At 53.6% G+C, this 17,179-nt stretch carries 18 protein-coding genes; 15 read left to right on the top strand and 3 right to left on the bottom strand.

The features are described from left to right. The first annotated feature begins 168 nt into the window (after positions 1 to 168). From MHI43_RS30335 to MHI43_RS30285, 11 genes are all read left to right on the top strand, one after another. Complete coding sequence (locus tag MHI43_RS30335) at positions 169 to 564, top strand: transcriptional repressor (protein ID WP_009590342.1); 396 nt, start codon at positions 169 to 171, stop codon at positions 562 to 564. After that, positions 540 to 1,358: a winged helix-turn-helix domain-containing protein gene (locus tag MHI43_RS30330; protein WP_009590363.1), complete on the top strand. Its 819-nt coding sequence runs from the start codon at positions 540 to 542 to the stop codon at positions 1,356 to 1,358. The genes MHI43_RS30335 and MHI43_RS30330 overlap by 25 nt, the downstream gene beginning before the upstream one ends. A 187-nt stretch (positions 1,359 to 1,545) precedes the next feature. Further along, entirely contained in the window at positions 1,546 to 3,006 is a 1,461-nt protein-coding gene (locus tag MHI43_RS30325) for a catalase (RefSeq protein ID WP_036662024.1), read from the top strand. A 337-nt stretch (positions 3,007 to 3,343) separates the two neighbouring features. Next, entirely contained in the window at positions 3,344 to 4,159 is an 816-nt protein-coding gene (locus MHI43_RS30320) for a uroporphyrinogen-III synthase (protein WP_036662027.1), read from the top strand. Between the two features lie 108 nt (positions 4,160 to 4,267). Continuing rightward, on the top strand, positions 4,268 to 4,906 hold the full coding sequence (locus tag MHI43_RS30315) for a ThuA domain-containing protein (protein ID WP_009590348.1): 639 nt from the start codon (positions 4,268 to 4,270) through the stop codon (positions 4,904 to 4,906). Positions 4,907 to 4,940: 34 nt separating this feature from the next. Further along, on the top strand, positions 4,941 to 5,639 hold the full coding sequence (locus MHI43_RS30310; RefSeq protein WP_036662029.1) for a response regulator transcription factor: 699 nt from the start codon (positions 4,941 to 4,943) through the stop codon (positions 5,637 to 5,639). After that, positions 5,636 to 6,988, top strand: a complete 1,353-nt coding sequence (locus MHI43_RS30305; RefSeq protein ID WP_036662032.1) for a HAMP domain-containing sensor histidine kinase — start codon at positions 5,636 to 5,638, stop codon at positions 6,986 to 6,988. The genes MHI43_RS30310 and MHI43_RS30305 overlap by 4 nt, the downstream gene beginning before the upstream one ends. An 88-nt stretch (positions 6,989 to 7,076) precedes the next feature. After that, entirely contained in the window at positions 7,077 to 7,703 is a 627-nt protein-coding gene (locus tag MHI43_RS30300; RefSeq protein WP_036662034.1) for a PepSY domain-containing protein, read from the top strand. Between the two features lie 120 nt (positions 7,704 to 7,823). Beyond that, complete coding sequence (locus MHI43_RS30295) at positions 7,824 to 8,453, top strand: PepSY domain-containing protein (RefSeq protein ID WP_036662096.1); 630 nt, start codon at positions 7,824 to 7,826, stop codon at positions 8,451 to 8,453. Between the two features lie 250 nt (positions 8,454 to 8,703). Beyond that, a complete protein-coding gene (locus MHI43_RS30290; protein WP_009590344.1) occupies positions 8,704 to 9,021 on the top strand; it encodes a phasin family protein in 318 nt (105 codons plus the stop codon). Further along, positions 9,022 to 10,692 carry an AarF/ABC1/UbiB kinase family protein gene (locus tag MHI43_RS30285; protein ID WP_036662036.1) on the top strand — a complete coding sequence of 557 codons (1,671 nt, stop codon included), beginning with the start codon at positions 9,022 to 9,024 and terminating at the stop codon, positions 10,690 to 10,692. On the opposite strand, the gene MHI43_RS30280 is transcribed toward MHI43_RS30285, so the two are convergent. Beyond that, on the bottom strand, positions 10,689 to 11,258 hold the full coding sequence (locus MHI43_RS30280) for a hypothetical protein (RefSeq protein WP_015737799.1): 570 nt from the start codon (positions 11,256 to 11,258) through the stop codon (positions 10,689 to 10,691). The two genes, MHI43_RS30285 and MHI43_RS30280, sit on opposite strands and share 4 nt — an antisense overlap. A 244-nt stretch (positions 11,259 to 11,502) precedes the next feature. Between MHI43_RS30280 and MHI43_RS30275 the strand changes: the two genes are divergently transcribed. From MHI43_RS30275 to MHI43_RS30265, 3 genes are all read left to right on the top strand, one after another. Then, positions 11,503 to 13,119: a DEAD/DEAH box helicase gene (locus tag MHI43_RS30275; protein WP_036662038.1), complete on the top strand. Its 1,617-nt coding sequence runs from the start codon at positions 11,503 to 11,505 to the stop codon at positions 13,117 to 13,119. A 97-nt stretch (positions 13,120 to 13,216) separates the two neighbouring features. Then, complete coding sequence (locus MHI43_RS30270; protein ID WP_015737797.1) at positions 13,217 to 13,567, top strand: DUF3243 domain-containing protein; 351 nt, start codon at positions 13,217 to 13,219, stop codon at positions 13,565 to 13,567. Positions 13,568 to 13,762: 195 nt separating this feature from the next. After that, positions 13,763 to 15,016, top strand: a complete 1,254-nt coding sequence (locus tag MHI43_RS30265) for a membrane protein (RefSeq protein WP_036662040.1) — start codon at positions 13,763 to 13,765, stop codon at positions 15,014 to 15,016. Between the two features lie 25 nt (positions 15,017 to 15,041). Here MHI43_RS30265 and MHI43_RS30260 read toward each other — a convergent pair whose 3' ends face one another. Further along, on the bottom strand, positions 15,042 to 15,617 hold the full coding sequence (locus tag MHI43_RS30260) for a hypothetical protein (protein ID WP_341283201.1): 576 nt from the start codon (positions 15,615 to 15,617) through the stop codon (positions 15,042 to 15,044). A 252-nt stretch (positions 15,618 to 15,869) separates the two neighbouring features. Here MHI43_RS30260 and MHI43_RS30255 point away from each other — a divergent pair, with 252 nt between their 5' ends. Continuing rightward, positions 15,870 to 16,349, top strand: coding sequence for a glutathione peroxidase (locus tag MHI43_RS30255; RefSeq protein ID WP_015737794.1), 480 nt, complete (start codon positions 15,870 to 15,872; stop codon positions 16,347 to 16,349). A gap of 106 nt (positions 16,350 to 16,455) precedes the next feature. On the opposite strand, the gene MHI43_RS30250 is transcribed toward MHI43_RS30255, so the two are convergent. Next, on the bottom strand, positions 16,456 to 17,091 hold the full coding sequence (locus MHI43_RS30250) for an SDR family oxidoreductase (protein ID WP_036662043.1): 636 nt from the start codon (positions 17,089 to 17,091) through the stop codon (positions 16,456 to 16,458). Positions 17,092 to 17,179: the final 88 nt, after the last annotated feature.

The following is a 17,179-nucleotide window of genomic DNA, read 5'->3' as shown; positions in this document are numbered from 1 at the left end:
GCGTCTCATTTATGTATGTTCTAAGTCTAGCCAGACAAACTAAAGTAATTTTTAATTGAATCTAAAGAAATCTTAAAGATTACCAGCAGCGTTTTTGGTGCGGGATGTTGACCTTGAGGCGAATAAGATTTATACTTGATCTAAAAATAAATTAAAAGGGTGAATACCTTGAAATCTTTAAATCTGACGACGCAACGCCAAGCGGTGTACGATGTCCTTCGGGAATCGCATGATCATCCGACTGCTGCGGATATCATGAACCGGCTGGTGGAGAAAGGATATAATCTCGCGTACGGGACCGTTTATAATTCCCTGCGTTACTTGACGGATAAACAGCTGATCCGGGAATTGAAGCTGGGCGAGAGCGCGAGTCGATACGATGCCCGTACCGACGAGCACCAGCATATTATTTGTGAAGTCTGCGGCAAAGTGGACGAGGTCATGACGGAGGTGCCAGAGGATTGGGCTGCTACGGTAGCCGGTGAAACCAACTACGTTATCCATCATGCTCACGTCGTATTCGGGGGGGTGTGTCCAGAATGTCAAATCAAACGGAAGAAATGACGGAGCTCGGGAAAGTCTATGCGTTTCCGGATTTCCAATCCGGCAATCTGTATGTGCGTCCCACGACGCCGATGGCGATTGGAGATGCTTGTCCCACCACGCTGCGGGCCGCATTGATCAGCCGTTCTCCGGGGCGCGTGAACGAAATGTTCATAACCTTGACGGAGAACTGCTTCGAGGTCATGATGTTCCGTAAATGGGAACCGCGACTGCAGTCTGCCCTGAACACGGGACTGATTATCGCCGACATGACGGGCTGCCGGAATATGGCGGCGTTCAACAAGGAGAAGGAGCTTCTGCTGCCGGAACATACCACGATTCCGATCCTGTATCTTGTAGGCGAGGAGCTCATGAGCAATGCAGGATCAAGCCTGTTGGATGAAGAGCTGATGGTATGGCCGGCCCGTTCCAAAGATACGATGATGTATCAGGTGCAGCGGACGATTCGCTTGTTCTCCCCGGCAGCGGGTTTGTCGGGTGGAGAAGAGGTCATGCGGGGCCTGATCTATAAAGATTTGTCGATCGACCGGGATAAAATGACCATCCATCGCGGCAGCACCCCGATTCACTTGACCAAGACGGAGTATCATCTGCTGATGCTGCTGCTGGACAGCGAAGGGGCCGTATGCACGCGTGAGGACCTGATGTGCAAAATTTGGGATACCGATTTTATGGGCGGCAGCAACGTGGTGGACGTCCACATCAAAAGCTTGCGCAAGAAGCTGAACGACAACGCGGGTGCCCCGCGCTATATCGCAACGGTTAGAGGAGTGGGATACCGCCTGGCGGATTAATCCCCTCCCTTTTTTTGTTCATACGCGATTGTCGCAATGATTCATCCGAACTTCATATAAGGCTCATGGAAGGGTCACATAACGCTCACGCGACAATCATGATCCGAGGGAACCTCCGATGATACAATCATTTCATAAATTTAGATTCAGTCTAAAATCAATTATAGAAATGATGGAGGGTTCATAGATGGATAGATTGACAACCAACCAAGGTGCTCCCGTAGGAGATAACCAAAATTCCAAAACGGCGGGCCGCCGCGGGCCGACACTGCTTGAGGATTATCATCTGATCGAAAAAATCGCCCACTTCGACCGTGAACGGATTCCGGAGCGCGTCGTTCATGCACGCGGAGCAGGTGCCCACGGCGTATTTGTGGTCGAGCATGACATGAAGCCGTATACCAAAGCGGCATTCCTGCAGGAAATCGGTCAGGAAACCCCCGTGTTCGTCCGGTTCTCCACGGTTATCCATGGAACCGGGTCGCCCGAAACGGCACGTGATCCGCGCGGATTCGCCGTGAAGTTCTATACGGAGGAAGGGAACTATGACATTGTAGGCAATCATCTCCCGGTCTTCTTCATTCGGGACGCGATCAAATTCCCCGATATGGTGCATTCCTTGAAGCCTTCGCCGGAGAGCAACATTCAAGAGCCCGGCCGGTATTGGGATTTTATGACGCTGTCTCCGGAATCCACCCATATGATGACCTGGCTGTTCTCGGATCATGGCACGCCGGCGAACTATCGCGAGTTGGACGGCTTCAGCGTCCATGCGTTCAAGTGGGTGAACAGCGAAGGCAAAGTGACCTACATTAAATACAAATGGGAATCCGTGCAAGGCATCAACACGCTGAATGCAGACGAAGTGGGCGCGGTGCAGGGCAAGGACTTCAATCATGCCACCCGTGATCTTCGCGAACACATCGCTAACGGGAATTTCCCGAAATGGCGCCTGCAGGTGCAGCTGATGTCTCCGGAAGAAATGGATGATTTGTCCTTTGATCCCCTGGATCCGACCAAGACTTGGCCGGAGGATCGTTTCCCGTTCATAACCGTGGGTACGATGACCCTGAACCGTAACCCGCAGAATTTCTTCGCCGAGGTGGAGCAGGCGGCTTTCTCCCCAAGCGCATTGGTGCCTGGCATTGAGCCGTCCGAGGATAAATTGCTGCAGGGCCGGTTATTCTCTTACCCGGATACGCAGCGTCATCGTCTGGGCGCCAATTATTTGCAGATCCCGATCAACTGCCCGTATGCCCCTGTGCGCAATCATCAACGCGACGGCTTGATGAACGTGAATCAAGATCCGTCGCCGGTGAACTATGAACCGAACAGCTATACAACGGGCCCTGTGGAAGATCCGTCCGTTAATGAGAGCGAAGCTCCGCTGACCGGTCATGTCGTTCGCCAGCGCATCGAGAAAACGGATGACTTCACCCAAGCCGGCGAATTGTACCGTTCGTTTACGGAGCAGCAGAAGGATCATCTGCTTCGCAATCTGGTTGATGACCTGAGCCAGGTCAAATCCGACATCCAGCTCCGTGCCGTATGCAATTTTTACCGTGCAGACGCCGAATATGGCGCAAGACTTGCCGCAGGGCTTGGCGTAGACCTGAGCGGATTCATTCCGGCCGGTCAGCCGAAGTAACACGATGCAAGCATATAAGAGCCCGCCATCCGGTTTCCGCTGTGCAGGATGGAAGGCCTTTATATAGACGGCGATCCATGGTCGCCGGCCAAAAGAGGTACCCGCATAAATGGGTGCCTCTTTTTTTCATCCACTGAAATATATAAGTGGAGCAGCAAAGGAACGACTATTCCTTTGCTGCTTTTTTGCATGCGGCAGGAAAGGGGGGCTTTTTGGAAGAATAAGACCTTAGTGGCTTTATCTATGGGAACATGGCCTTTATACTGGAGTCAGCTGCTAGAAGCTATACGGCATGAAGGTTGCATAAGCTAGAATTTAAGAGAGTGAGGCATATATCATGGCACAGCATATGAAAGATCGGGTTGTAGCCTTGGCAGGCCCGCGCAAAGCGGCGGACATGGCCAAGCTGGTGGAGAAGATGGGAGGCACGGCGGTGCTTCGCCCGGCGCAGGGGACGGTATTTTTGGATGATGAAGTGCTCCGGCGTTCCATCGAAGCTTGGCTCGAGGCGCCTGCGCCGTGGGCGATTTTTACGACGGGAATCGGCCTGGAGGCCATTTACGATACGGCCGAGCAGATGGGCCTGTTGGATACATTGAATGAAACGCTGGAGCGCACCTCGATTGCGGCAAGAGGGTACAAGACCGCGAATGCTCTGAAAAAACGCGGTTTGGCACCGGTCGTCAGAGACGATGACGGCAGCACGTCCGGACTGATCCGGTCGCTTGCGCCGCATGACTTGTCGGGTCAACGCGTCATTCTGCAGCTGCATGGCGAGTCTGCGCCTAAGCTGGTCGATTGGCTTCAGCAACGGGGAGCGGAGGTGCAGCAGATTCTGCCTTATAAGCACATTCCGCCGCTGGAGGAGGATATTTCCCTGCTCGTTGACGAAATCGTTGGCGGCAAGGTTCATGCGGTTGCTTTTACAAGTGCGCCACAGTTTCGTTTTCTTGCGGATTATGCTCGTGCCCATGGCAAGCTGGAAGCCATGCTGGAGGCGTTCCGCGGACCGGTCGTGGCGGCGGCTGTCGGCAAGGTGACGGCTCAGGGACTCCGGGAGGAAGGCATTGAACGCATGGTGGTTCCCGAGGAAGAGCGAATGGGCAGCATGATGGTGACGCTTGGCCGTTATTTTGCTCAAAATCAAGAATAATGTCATGATATAACGTAACGAAGCTAAGGATTTCGATCCATTCCAGCTCGTCGATGCATGTTCCTCAGGTTCATGTGAAATATTGAGTAGTAAATAGGAGGATGACCGATGGATAAGAGAAAAGCATTGCTGCTCGGCAGCTACACGCACCCGAAGTTTCATCCGCTGCAAGGCATAGACAAACAGATCACGCATCTGCTGAACGACATGTTCACCGTGCAGTGCACGGAAAACCATAAAATGCTTCATGAAAGCAATCTCTACCCTTACGAGCTCTGCATCGCCTATAGCGACTTGTGGGACGAGCGGGTTTCGCCGCGGCAGACCGCAGGCCTGCTGTCCTACGTTAGCGGAGGCGGCGGCTTGCTCGTGATTCATAATGGCGTTACCTTGGCAAACCGTTATGAGCTGGCGCAGCTGATTGGCGCCCGTTTTGACGGGCACCCGCCGATGGAGAAGCTGTATTTCGTTCCGGGGGAGACCGATCACGATATTACGGAGGGCGTTGAGCCGTTTGTGCTGGACGAGGAGCCTTACCGGTTCGTATTCAGTCCGTTCACGGAAAAAACCGTGCTGCTGCATTATGAGTACGAAGGCAAGCAGTGGCCTGCCGCCTGGTGCCATACGTATGGCATTGGACGCGTGGTCTTCTTGATGCCGGGCCATCATGAGCCGTCCTTTCTCCAGCCTCAGCTGCGTTTAATGATTACGCAAGCGGCCAAGTGGGCGGCGCGCGTTCCGGGTTAAGGCATTTCGAAATGATCGGGCAGGAGGGACGCGCGTGAGCGGGAAGATACTAATTGTTGAGGATGAAGCGAAAATATCCCGTTTGCTTGAAATCGAGCTGGAGAGTGAAGGATACCAGGTCACCAAGGCGGATAACGGGCTGGATGCGCTTGAGGCATACCGCAGCCAGGAGGTGGATCTCATTCTGCTGGATGTCATGCTTCCGGGTATGAGCGGCATCGAGCTGCTGCGGCGGATTCGTGCCCATGATTCCCATACGGCCGTGCTGCTGCTTACGGCGAAGAGCTCCGTTGAAGATAAGGTATCGGGGCTGGATCTTGGAGCCAATGATTATATTACGAAGCCGTTTCAGATCGAAGAGCTGCTGGCTCGGATTCGTGCTGCACTACGGCTTCAAGGAAAGCCTCATCCGGAAGAGGAACCGGCTGGGGAGTGGCTTACGGCCGCGGATTTGAAATTGAATGAAGGCACGCGGGAAGTGATTCGCGACGGCAGAAGGATCGATCTGACGCCGCGTGAATTTGACTTGCTCGTCTATTTGCTGAAGAACAAGCGGCAGGTGCTGAACCGCGAGCAGATTCTTGCTGCCGTGTGGGGGTACGATTATTACGGCGATACCAACGTCGTTGATGTATACATACGTTACGTCCGCAAGAAAATCGATCATGGCGGCAGGCAAGAGCTCATCCACACCGTTCGCGGCGTCGGCTACGTGCTGAAAGAAACCCTATGAAGCTGAGCAGCAAAATCCATCTCTATTCGTCGGTGCTGATGGCCGCCATCCTGATTGTCATGAATTTATCCGTGTATTACGTGTTCAGCAAAATGACGGTGGACAGCCAGCTGGAGCAGGCGGAAGCCGAGGCGGGAAGCATCGTCAGAAGCATTGCGCATTCTGCCGCGACCATTCCCATTGACGATCTGCTGCGAAGTTATGTCCCGGCTGACGGAAAGATTCAATTCGTCCCGGCTGACAGCAAGGCCAAGTCTCCTTACGTGACCTCCTCCGGCGAGGATATGGATGAGCTGAAGCTGCCTTATAACGCCAATAAGCAGGTCGAGCAGATCCGATATGAAGGAATGCGTTATGTGCTGGTGTCCCTGCCTGTCATTTGGAGCGACGGGGCGGTATACAACATCCAAATTTCCCGCAGCCTTGCCGCTACGATGGAGACGCTGCAGGTGCTGCGCATTGTGCTGGTGGCCGTAACCGCGATCGCTTTGGTTCCGGTCATCATTTCGACGCGGATATTGGGGCGTTTAATCGTGCAGCCGATTACGGCCTTAATCCGTACGATGCGGGAGATTCGGCAGAGCGGAAGGTTCCGTCGGATCGAGCTGAAGGAAACATCCAAGGATGAGCTGGTGGAGATGGGGGCTGCGTTCAATGACATGATCACGCTGCTGGAGAGCAACCATGCGAGGCAGGAACAATTCGTGTCCAACGCTTCCCATGAGTTAAAAACACCGCTCACCATCATCGAGAGTTACGCCAGTTTGTTGAAGCGGCGAGGCCTGGATCGGCCGGAGCTGTTCATGGAGTCCGTTGAAGCGATCCATTCGGAAGCGATCCGGATGAAGGAGATGACGGAGCAGCTGCTGCTGCTTGCCCGCAACCAGGACCAATGGCAGGTCGAGATGGAGCAGGTGGATCTCGCAGCATTATCGGAGTCTTCCGCTCGCGCATTTCGCGATGCCTATAACCGCACGGTCGAGGTTGAAGCCGACAGCGAGGTTCTGGGCTGGACGGACAGCCGCAGGCTCAAGCAGCTCTTGTTCATTCTGCTGGATAATGCACGCAAATACAGTGACGAACATATCGTCATCCAGGTGGGCAGAAAGCCGTCGGAGGTATATATCCGGGTCATCGACCGCGGAATCGGCATTGCCAAAGAAGAGCTAGAGCACGTCTTCGACCGTTTCTACCGGGTGGACGAAGCTCGTACCCGCCGGGGCGGGGGAGCCGGCCTTGGATTGTCGTTGGCCAAGGATATCGCGGAGGCCATCTCTGCTGAGCTGGAGCTGGAAAGCCTGCCCGGCGTGGGCACAACGGCCACCATTCGGCTCCAAAAATCGAAATAACCGTCAGCAGCCCACCGTTTTCTCATCGAATTCTAACCATGCTGCGCTATACTGACGGTAAAGACCGAATGGGTTGCGAGGTGATTCAATGCGTAAAAAAGTGAGTGTGCTGCTGGGCGTCATTATCGTGGTGGCCGTCATGATCATCGTGAATGCGGTATGGAGTCCGTTTACCCGTTCGACGGAGGCGATGTCGCAGGAGGAAGCCGTAAGCGGAGTATTGAAACAATATCCGGACGGTGAGATTACAAAGGCAACGCTGGATGGGGAGATGTACCGGATGGAGCTGGAGTCCAATTCCGGAAGGTATGAGATGACGGTGGATGCCCGTCAAGGCGATATCGTGTCCATCAAGCAGCTGGACAAAGCGCCAGCGAAGCCAGAGCCGGAGCCCGGCGAAACCAAGCAGCCGACCGACAATCCAAGCACGACTCCTGCGGAGCCCGCTGAGAATGGCGAGAAGGGATCAGCGGATGGTGAAAGCGGAACTGCGGAGCCGCCTGCAACGATGATCACCAAAGAGTACGCGATCAAGCTTTCTTTAGAGAAGGTACCGGGAACGGTAGAAGACGTGGAATATCGCGAGAGCAAGAGCAGCCGTTACTATCTGGTCGAGATCGAGCGGGAAGATGGGCGTGAGGCGACCATTCAGGTCCACGCGATTACCGGCAAGATCATGACGGTGACTTGGGATGACGAGGATGACGATGAATAGATTAGAGGCCTATTTGCATTTTCTCATCGTTTTCTAATCTTTCTCTCCGAAAGCTCTCATGTTGAGACGGTATATTGGGTTTGTAGAGATCACACAGAGAGTTTGAGGAGGCGTAAGATGATGAACAAAAGAACATTGTGGGCAGGCGCGCTGTCCGTAGCGATCGCGGCAAGTGGAGTATACGGCTATAGCGCCGTGCAGGCTGCAGGATCAGGACAAACAACGCCGGCAGGAACCCAAGCAGCGGCCAAACAACAGAAGCAGCTCATTGGAATGGAAAAAGCCGAACAATTGGCACTCGCTGCTGCCAACGGTAAAGTGGAGAGCATTGACATTGACCGTAAAAAGGGCAAGTTGGTGTATGATGTTGAGATTCAACAGAGCAACCGGGATGTCGATGTATGGATTGATGCCTACACAGGCAAATCCCTTGGCGTAATAGTAGATCGGGATGATGACGATGATGACCGTGACAGCATTCCGGGGAATCTGATCGGTGCCGGCAAGGCATCCGCGATCGCTGTCAAACACGTCAAGAGCGGGACAGCCGTAGAGGTTGATCTGGACCACGATGACGGCCGGTGGGTGTATGACGTCGAAGTGAAGACGGCCAAAGGCTCGTCCGAGGTTGAGATCAACGCGGTCAGCGGCAAAGTGATCAAGGCAGAATACGAGAAATACGACGACCATGACGATGACGACCACGATGACCATGATGATTGGGACCATGATGATCGGGATGACGATTAAACCGTTCTTCATCTGCGTAGGATAGCAGTATCAGCGAACAGCACGGGGTTTAACCCGGCTGTTCGCTTTTTTTTGTCATGGCTTCAGTGCATTCCCGCCGTCCCATCCGGTTGGCCCTCATATTTCATGTAAAATCAGGGGAAATTGATAAGGGAGCTTCTCGATACTTAGAAAGCAAGTCCAAGGATAGATGTTTTTGCCAGCGTTAAAGGTTATAATGGAACCAGACAACGACCGGGAGGGATATATCGTGAGTGATCTTTTTAAGAAAGCCATCTCGTTAGGATTGGGCCTTACCGTGGTCAGCAAGGAAAAAGTAGAGAAAATCGTGGATGATCTGGTCAAACGCGGGGAGCTGGCTCCTGCGGAATCCAAAGCGCTGGTGAACCGCCTCGTCGAGCGCGGCGAAGAGGAGCAATCCCAGATCAAGTCATATATTTATGAGCAGGTGCAGCGCGTGTTGTCCGATCTGGATGTTCCCAAAGAGAGCGATGTCGCCAGCCTGGAACAGCGCATTGCCGCTCTGGAGAAGAAGGTTGTAGAGCTGGAAGGATCGCGGCAGGAATAGATGGCGGTCCGAATTCGACATGCCGGACGTTACCGGGAAATCGCCATGGCGCTCATGCGTCATGGCTTTGGCTATATGGTGGAGGAGATGGGACTGTTCCATGTTCTGTCGCTGCCTGTCCGCTGGAGCTCCAAGGAGCAGCCGGAGACGATTACGCTTGGGGAACGCATTCGGCGAGTGCTGGAGGATCTGGGGCCTGCCTTTGTGAAGCTGGGCCAATTGGCGAGTACCCGATCGGACCTGCTGCCAGACCACATTATCCAGGAATTGGTCAAGCTGCAGGAACGGGTGCCTCCGTTCCCTTCCGCCAGCGCACGGGAGCTGATTGAACAAGAATGGGGCATGCCGATCGACGACGTGTTGAGTGAGTTTGGGGACAAGCCGCTGGCTGCCGCCTCAATCGGCCAGGTTCACGCCGGGAGGCTGAAATCCGGAGAGCTTGTAGCGATCAAGGTTCAGCGTCCGGGCGTGGCCCGCATGATCGGCCGCGACTTGGAAATCCTGCGGGATTTAATTTCGATTGCCGAGCGCCATTGGGAATGGGTGAAGCAGTACCGCGTGGATCGAATCGTTGATGAGTTTGCCAGAGCGATGATGGCGGAGCTGGATTACAGCCATGAAGCCCGGAATGCGGAGAAGATCGCATCCCGGATGACGGAGCAGGAATTTGTCCATATTCCGCGGATTTATTGGGATTATACGTCATCGAAGGTGTTGATGATGGAGTATGCCGAGGGTATTACCTTAAGCCGCAGGCAGGAGATTGTGGCCAAGGGGCATGATCTCAAGGCGATCGCCGAGCATCTGACCGACGGCATGCTGCAGCAGATTTTTATTGAGGGCTTCTTTCATGCCGACCCTCATCCGGGGAACCTGCTCGTCAGGGAGGACGGCAAGCTGGTCTTTCTGGATTTCGGGCTGGTGGGTCACCTCAGCGAAGATATGAAGGATCATCTGTCAGGACTCATTATTGCATTGATGCGGCGGAATTCGGAAGGGATGATCCGGGCGATTTCCAGAATGGGTTTGATTCCGGACGATTGCGATATGGATGCGCTGCGGTCGGATATGGACCGTCTGCGGGAAGAGTATTATGACGTGCCTTTTGCTCAAGTGCGCATCGGCAAGGCATTGACCGATCTGTTTGCCGTTGCCCAGCGGCACCAGATTATGCTGCCTCCCGATATGACGCTTCTTGGCAAATCATTGCTGACCCTGGAAGGGGTCATCGAGATGTTGGACCCGAGCCTGAGCATTATCGATATGGCGGAGCCTTTCGGAAGGAAGCTGCTGAAGAAGCGGTACAATACCCGCCGGATCAGCAGGAAGGTGCTGGATGGGGTGGCGGGGCTTGCCGAGAGTTTGCTCGATCTGCCCGGTCAAGCCCGGCAGCTGTCGGCCCTGATCAGCAAAGGGAAACTGCGGGTGGAGATCAGCGTTCCGGAACTGAAAATGCTGATGCGCAAGTTGGATCAGATCAGTAACCGGCTGTCCTTCAGCATCGTGCTTCTGGCTTTCAGCATCATCATGGTAGGGCTGATTATCGGATCGTCGCTCAGCCGGGAGCCGATGATGATATGGAGCTTCCCGGTGATTGAAGTCGGATTCATCGTAGCCCTGCTGATGGTGGCATGGCTGCTGTACGCCATATTCAAATCCGGCAGGTTCTAGCCTGCCGATTCGGCTCTTGTCCGTTTGCGCTGCTGCATCCAGGCCTGGACACCGATCAGGATCCACTCTATGAGATGGAAAAATACGGCGATGACCAACGATTGCAGCCAGCCCTCCACGGGAATGGCGGGCACGATCAGAGAGGCTATGTACAGCAACATCGTATCGGTCACGACCGTCACTGCCTGTTTCATATAGATGGAGGTATCCTTGCGAAGCAGAAGCCGCAGCAGGGCGATGACCAATGGATGTATGAGACCTTCGAAGATCAGGAACCCGACCAGGACGAAAAGCGAAAAGCCGAGCAGCACGCCTTGGCCGTCGTATGCAAGCGTTTCGCCTGTTCTTGAAGGATCGGGCATGGGGAACCACTGGGCATACAGCATGGAAAAGAGCTCCAATGGCATAATGATAAAGGCCGACAACAGCGGAATGAGCCACAGCTTCTTCCGGAAGGGAACGATGGGCTCCCCGTCGCGTCTTGAAATATAATTCATCATTAGATTGATAAGGCCGAATAGGATCATCAAGATCAAGGCTGTCAGGATGAGCTGTAGGATATGCATATCGGGGACACCTCCTCGCTGGTGTATACTGGATTTCTATATCATTGACATTACCAAAGTCAGGGTCGTTTGTCAGTTTTCTGGCGAAAATAGTGAATGGATTCAAACCATATCTTCATTCACTGGACACATAAGGGAAGCGCCCTGTTCTTCTAAGAACGAATGGTATCGGCCTTTTGTTGGGATTTTTGTAATGAAAATATGTTGGTTTTGTTTGCTGAATCGAATGGATTGAGACCATAAGATGCTAAATAAATTAAATGAGGTGGAACGTTTGCCGAACTTTCAACAGCTGGGCATTGACGAACAAAGAGTACGAAAACTGAAGGAGCAGGGAATTATGGAACCGACTCCGGTACAGCAAGAGAGCATTCCGCTGCTGCTGCAGGGAAAGGACGTCATTGCCCGGGCGAAGACCGGCACAGGCAAGACGCTGGCTTTCATGCTGCCGATTCTGCAGCATATCGATCCCAAGCGGGCGTACCCGCAGGCGCTCATCGTTGCGCCGACACGGGAATTGGCATTGCAAATTACGGAAGAAGCCAAGAAGCTGACGGCAGGAGAGCCGGACGGCATCAAAATTCTGGCGGTCTATGGCGGGCAGGACGTGGAGAAACAGCTGCGCAAGCTTGAAGGCGGACGCCAATTGATCATCGGTACGCCGGGCCGGCTGCTGGATCATTTGCGCCGGGGCACGTTAGAGCTTGGCGGCGTGAAGCAGCTGGTGCTGGACGAAGCCGACCAGATGCTGCATATGGGCTTCCTGGATGAGGTGGAGGCGCTGATCCATGCGCTTCCGTATCGGCGCCAAACGATGCTCTTCTCGGCGACGATGCCTGCCGGCGTGAAGCAGCTTGCCGGCAATTATATGAATCAACCTGTCGATATCGTGATTAAGGGGGCTTCCCCGATCCCGCTGGAGCAGATCCAGCAGGTGGTGGTCGAGTGTACGGACCGCTCCAAGCAGGATGCCTTACGCGCAATGATCGAAGAGCATAATCCCTTCCTCGCGATCATCTTCTGCCGGACGAAGCGCAGAGCCACCACGTTGAACGAGGCGCTGTTGGCCCATGGCTATCAATCGGACGAGCTGCACGGGGATCTGTCCCAGGCGAAACGGGAAGCGGTAATGAAGCGATTCCGGGAAGCCAAGCTGCAGCTGCTCGTTGCAACGGATGTTGCCGCGAGGGGGCTGGACGTCGAAGGCGTTACCCATGTCTTTAACTACGATATGCCCCATGATGTTGAAAGTTACATCCATCGTATCGGCCGGACCGGACGGGCGGGGGGTAGCGGTATGGCCATCACGTTTGCGGCCGGAAAAGACCTTAATGATCTGCAGCGCATCGAAGAAGGGATCTCCCAGCGGTTGAAGCGAGTACGCTATGACTCTGCCGCCGGAAGCCTTCGGGAAAGCTCTGGCGGCTCGGGCAGGGATACGGGCCGACCGAAGAAAGCAAGAAATGTCTCGTCACTTGAATCCGATAATGAACGTGGCCAAGGCAGAAGCCGTGCCGATCGGGGCACGGGTTCCGGGCGTAGCCGCGGTAACGAGCAGGGTAGGGGAAGGGCAGGATCATCGCGCAGGGATGACCGCGATTCGGGCCGGACAGGAGGCCGTACCGGAGAGGGTCGAGGACCATCGGCGGCCGGAGGCCGAGGCAGCGGCGCGCGTGAAGGCGGTCGTGCAGGCGAGGGCCGCGGACCGCAAGCCGGAGCACGAGGCAGCAGCCGCGGACCGTCCAGAACCGAGGGGCGGGGGAATCTCGCCGGCCGCGGCGGACAAGGCGGAACCCGATCCTCCGAAGGCCGCGCTGCCAGAGGCCAAAGCGGTGGACGACGTGGCGGTCGGAGCCGCTAGGGAGTTCAAGGTAAATTTTAGGAAGTCCTCTGTTTCAATCCGAAGGATCACGTTTAAGTAGAGATCGTTACCCAGTCAATGACAAGGAGGCGTTACCATGTCTGAACATAATCATGTGGTGAACAAGAACGGTGAGCTGGATGTGAGTAAGGTCGATGACGCTATGGACCGGATTGACGACAAGGAGAAGGAACGGATCCTGGCTGACTTCGATGCCTTTCAATCCTATTTGAACAAACGAATTCAGCTTGCCGAGAGCATTGGCTTGAATGAAGAGCAGCTGGCGCAGGCGGCAGAGAAGGTAGCCGGATACCTCGCCGCTAACGAGGAGCCCCGCAATTCCGAGGAGAAACTTCTTCAGGAATTATGGAAGGTCGGAACGCAAGCGGAGCAGCATCAGCTGGCTCATCTGCTGGTTAAGCTGGCTCAAAACCGTACGGCTCAATAAGGCGAAGCGTGAGATGAGGCTCCTTCCCCGGCCGACTTGCCGGGGAAGGTTTTTTTGGTTCGAAGGCAGGAATGAACATAACTATAGGATGAAGGGCTTGATATTAGGCTTTATACATAATATGATTTCCAATGTCTTTATTCCATCTGTTGGATTGGGTAACATCGAAAGAATAAAGGAGGAGGCGCTGCCTGAATGTCTCTGGTGATTCATGAGCAGAGAAAACCCAAAATGCAGCCTTTTTATTGGGTGCTTACGTTCGAAATGCATGTGCTGGGCATTTTGCTGGGCCTGGCGTTTACGATGGGGCCTTTGATTCTGCTGTACTTCTGGGCCAACGTCTGGACGTGGATGAGTCTGGCGGCTATACCCGCCGGTATCTTTATGGTGATTCGACTATCCAAGAGTCTGAAAGGGCATATCTGGAATAATACGCATCTGGACGAATATTTGTTATACGAAGACCACATTGAATATGAGCGATGGAATCCCGAGACGAAAGACTCCTTGAAGGGGAGCCTTCGGATTGGCGACGTAAAGGAAATATATTACGGGCGATATATTTTTCAATTCAGTTATGCCTATAAAAACAGCAAAATGACCGAGTCGGTGCCTATGGCGGAGTTAATGCCCATCATGTACCTTGTTGCTGGGGAAGGGACGGCTGAACGGGCAGTGGCCGTTCCTTTCACGGATCCGATGGAGGCGAACCGATGGCTGGAGGTCGTCGGCAGACGAGGGATTCCTTTATATCTGACATCCGTTATCATCCAAGATTTGGGGGATGAATCGGTGGCGTCATTGCTTCGCGAAGACGAGGATTTAGAGCGTGCCGAATTTGACGGGAATATCGAGCGACAATTCCGTCCGTATCTGGATCGCCTGGTACAGGAGAACGAGGAGGAAGACAGGGAGCTGACGGAGGAGGAACTGGATCAGCTGGAATACGAGATGAAGCTCCTCGAATACGAAGAAGCGCTGCAAAAGCGAAGATCGGCTTTTCGTGGAACCGGTTTGCTTGCTTGGCTGGTTTTCCCGGTTCAGTTCGCCGTCGGTTTTTGGCTGACGCGCCAGGCGGAGCTGGGTAACGCGGACCCGGAACAGCCGCTGTACCCCATTCTTCTTGTTGCGCTGTCGGCGATCCTGTTCTTCTTCCTGGTGAAATGGATGCGCTGGTTACAGATCATCATGTTCTCGCTGGTTACTTTTATATCGTTTATGTTTCTGGACTTCTCGGAGATCGAGACCGATCCTTCCTACCAAATGTCCAGCATGCTCCTTGCGATAGCCATGCTGTCGCTGCCTGTGGCGGCTCTCTTCTATTTGGGAATCCGGTATGTGCGCAAAGGGCGGGATGCGAAGAATCTTCCGCCGATGCCGGGGCCGTACCAGCCTCTTACGGAAACCGAAAAGCCAGGGTTCGAGTCTGGAGACCGGCTATCAACCTAATACGAAAATGAAAGAAACGCACCCTTCACATTTGGGGGTGCGTTTCGTATCGGTACCTGTAGGTATCCATGGGCTGGCTGGTAAAAGAGGTGTCCAGCTTTTTCTTCTCGCCGGGGGTGAGGGTGATGTCCCTGTACATCTCGGTGAAGACTTCCTCATCGTTCTTGTCGTACACGAACAAGGTAATATGACCGTTGAACGTTTGGCTTTCATGATAATTGCCGGCATAGACGACGATGTCGGCATCATCCTCATTTTTATACGCTCCAACGTGAAGTACGACGTAGTCTTTCAAGCTCTGCAGCTGGGAATCTGCCTTCTTGTCCTCAAAGTTCTGATCCAGGTCGGTTAGCATCGTTTCTTCTTTGTATAGCGATTCCTGGGTGATCAGGCCAATGGGGATCGTCAGAATAAAATAGAAAACCAGCGTCGACAGCCCTGTGCTGCGAAGCACGGTCCTTCGGTCATACCCCCCTTTGATCAATCCGATGAAGGCAATCAGGGCCAGGACAACGACGATGAGATGCCATGGAGACAAGAACATTTCGGGATACAATTTCATTTCTTTTCCTCGCTTACTGTTGTTGAAATGCGGGATCATGCAATATTTTACCAAACCCTAAATCATTACCCTGCTGACTTGCTGACTAAACAGCTGTCATGAGTCTATGTAGCTCTTGCTTGAAGCGGATATACGTTTATCATAATGGATTTACGGATGGCGGGGTAGAGGCATTGGAACCGAAAATTTGGTTTAGGGGCGTATATTCGGTATGATGTAAGAAGATGGGCCAGGCTGAGAAGCTTGGAAGCAAGCGATTCAATCAATACAAGCTGGAGAGGAGATTCGAGGATGTCAGTTTATGAATATCATGCAACCAATACCAAGGGGCAGGAAGTCTCGCTCGATCAGTATTCGGGCAAGGTCTTGATCATCGCGAATACGGCAAGCCAATGCGGCCTAACGCCGCAATATGGAGAGCTTCAACAGCTGTACGACCAATACGGCCAGCAAGGGCTTCAGGTTCTTGGCTTTCCGTGCAATCAGTTTGGCGGACAGGAGCCGGGTACGAGCGAAGAGGCTGAATCGTTCTGTCAATTGAACTATGGCGTGAACTTTCCGGTTTTCCAGAAGATTGACGTGAATGGGGAGCATGCTCATCCGTTATTTCAGTATCTGAAATCGGAGCAGCCCGGACCGAATGAAGGCGGAGAGATCGCTTGGAATTTTACGAAGTTCCTGGTGGACCGCGCAGGCAAGGTGGTCCAGCGGTTTGAGCCGAAGGAATCGCCTGAATCCATGAAGGGCGCCATTGAATCCCTGCTGGGTTAATGCCAGGAAGTAATGAGCACATAACAGGGCTGTTTCGTCGGGGGATTTGCCCCGGAGGAGAAACAGTCCTGTTTTTTTATGGGAAATCCCTCGCCATTTCGTCCATTCAGCCCGAATCAAGACCCTTCAAGGCATCTTGTATGGGATGATCACCTTGAATCAGATCGAACGCCTTAAGTTCCGTCTCTGGCGTGGAGAGACACAGCACGGCTGCTTGAGCGACATCTTGACGGGATATGGATCCGGTTTCCCGGAGATCGGGATGTGCCTGAACCCTGCCGGCAGGAGCGTCATCCGTTAACTCGCCGGCCCTTATGATCGTGTGAGTCAGCGTGCTTTCTTCAAGAATGGTCTCAGCTTTATGTTTGGCAAGCAAATAGGGCTTTAGTTCGGAGAAGTGCTCCGGGTGCTTGGTCTCCATGCAGCTAATCATAATGAAGCGATTGATTCCTAGAAGCACGCACTGCTCGATCAGCCTCACGGTGCCGACATGATCCGTCTCCTGCGGATCTTCCGTTACCCCGGCGCCAACTGCGCAGATGACGGCGTCTACGTCCCTTAAACCATCGGAATAAGACTGCGTCAAATCACCGACAATTCCCTCGGCACCCTCCTGCTCCATCTTCCGTTTATGAATCTCATCGGGGATCAGGCCGCGGACTTGATACCCCTTCTCGGCGAGAAGCTTCGCGATCCGTGTCCCGGTCTTTCCATGGGCTCCGGCAACAAATACGGTTGTCATGATAAAGCACCTCCTGCACAACATTACCCGCAGCAGATTGTTTCAAAAAGGGAATAATCCGTTATTAATAAGAAAAACCTATTCCGGT

The sequence above is a fragment of the Paenibacillus sp. FSL H8-0457 genome (assembly GCF_038051935.1).
GTDB classification, from domain to species: domain Bacteria; phylum Bacillota; class Bacilli; order Paenibacillales; family Paenibacillaceae; genus Paenibacillus_AQ; species Paenibacillus_AQ lautus_A.
This window is presented reverse-complemented; position numbering and strand designations above follow the sequence as displayed.

Coding starts and splice junctions, on each gene's coding strand:
- MHI43_RS30320 (WP_036662027.1), top strand. CDS start 3,344: ATGGCACAGCATATGAAAGATCGGGTTGTAGCCTTGGCAGGCCCGCGC.
- MHI43_RS30250 (WP_036662043.1), bottom strand. CDS start 17,091: ATGACAACCGTATTTGTTGCCGGAGCCCATGGAAAGACCGGGACACGG.
- MHI43_RS30315 (WP_009590348.1), top strand. CDS start 4,268: ATGGATAAGAGAAAAGCATTGCTGCTCGGCAGCTACACGCACCCGAAG.
- MHI43_RS30285 (WP_036662036.1), top strand. CDS start 9,022: ATGGCGGTCCGAATTCGACATGCCGGACGTTACCGGGAAATCGCCATG.
- MHI43_RS30270 (WP_015737797.1), top strand. CDS start 13,217: ATGTCTGAACATAATCATGTGGTGAACAAGAACGGTGAGCTGGATGTG.
- MHI43_RS30280 (WP_015737799.1), bottom strand. CDS start 11,258: ATGCATATCCTACAGCTCATCCTGACAGCCTTGATCTTGATGATCCTA.
- MHI43_RS30275 (WP_036662038.1), top strand. CDS start 11,503: ATGCTAAATAAATTAAATGAGGTGGAACGTTTGCCGAACTTTCAACAG.
- MHI43_RS30300 (WP_036662034.1), top strand. CDS start 7,077: ATGCGTAAAAAAGTGAGTGTGCTGCTGGGCGTCATTATCGTGGTGGCC.
- MHI43_RS30260 (WP_341283201.1), bottom strand. CDS start 15,617: ATGATCCCGCATTTCAACAACAGTAAGCGAGGAAAAGAAATGAAATTG.
- MHI43_RS30325 (WP_036662024.1), top strand. CDS start 1,546: ATGGATAGATTGACAACCAACCAAGGTGCTCCCGTAGGAGATAACCAA.
- MHI43_RS30305 (WP_036662032.1), top strand. CDS start 5,636: ATGAAGCTGAGCAGCAAAATCCATCTCTATTCGTCGGTGCTGATGGCC.
- MHI43_RS30265 (WP_036662040.1), top strand. CDS start 13,763: ATGTCTCTGGTGATTCATGAGCAGAGAAAACCCAAAATGCAGCCTTTT.
- MHI43_RS30255 (WP_015737794.1), top strand. CDS start 15,870: ATGTCAGTTTATGAATATCATGCAACCAATACCAAGGGGCAGGAAGTC.
- MHI43_RS30330 (WP_009590363.1), top strand. CDS start 540: ATGTCAAATCAAACGGAAGAAATGACGGAGCTCGGGAAAGTCTATGCG.
- MHI43_RS30295 (WP_036662096.1), top strand. CDS start 7,824: ATGAACAAAAGAACATTGTGGGCAGGCGCGCTGTCCGTAGCGATCGCG.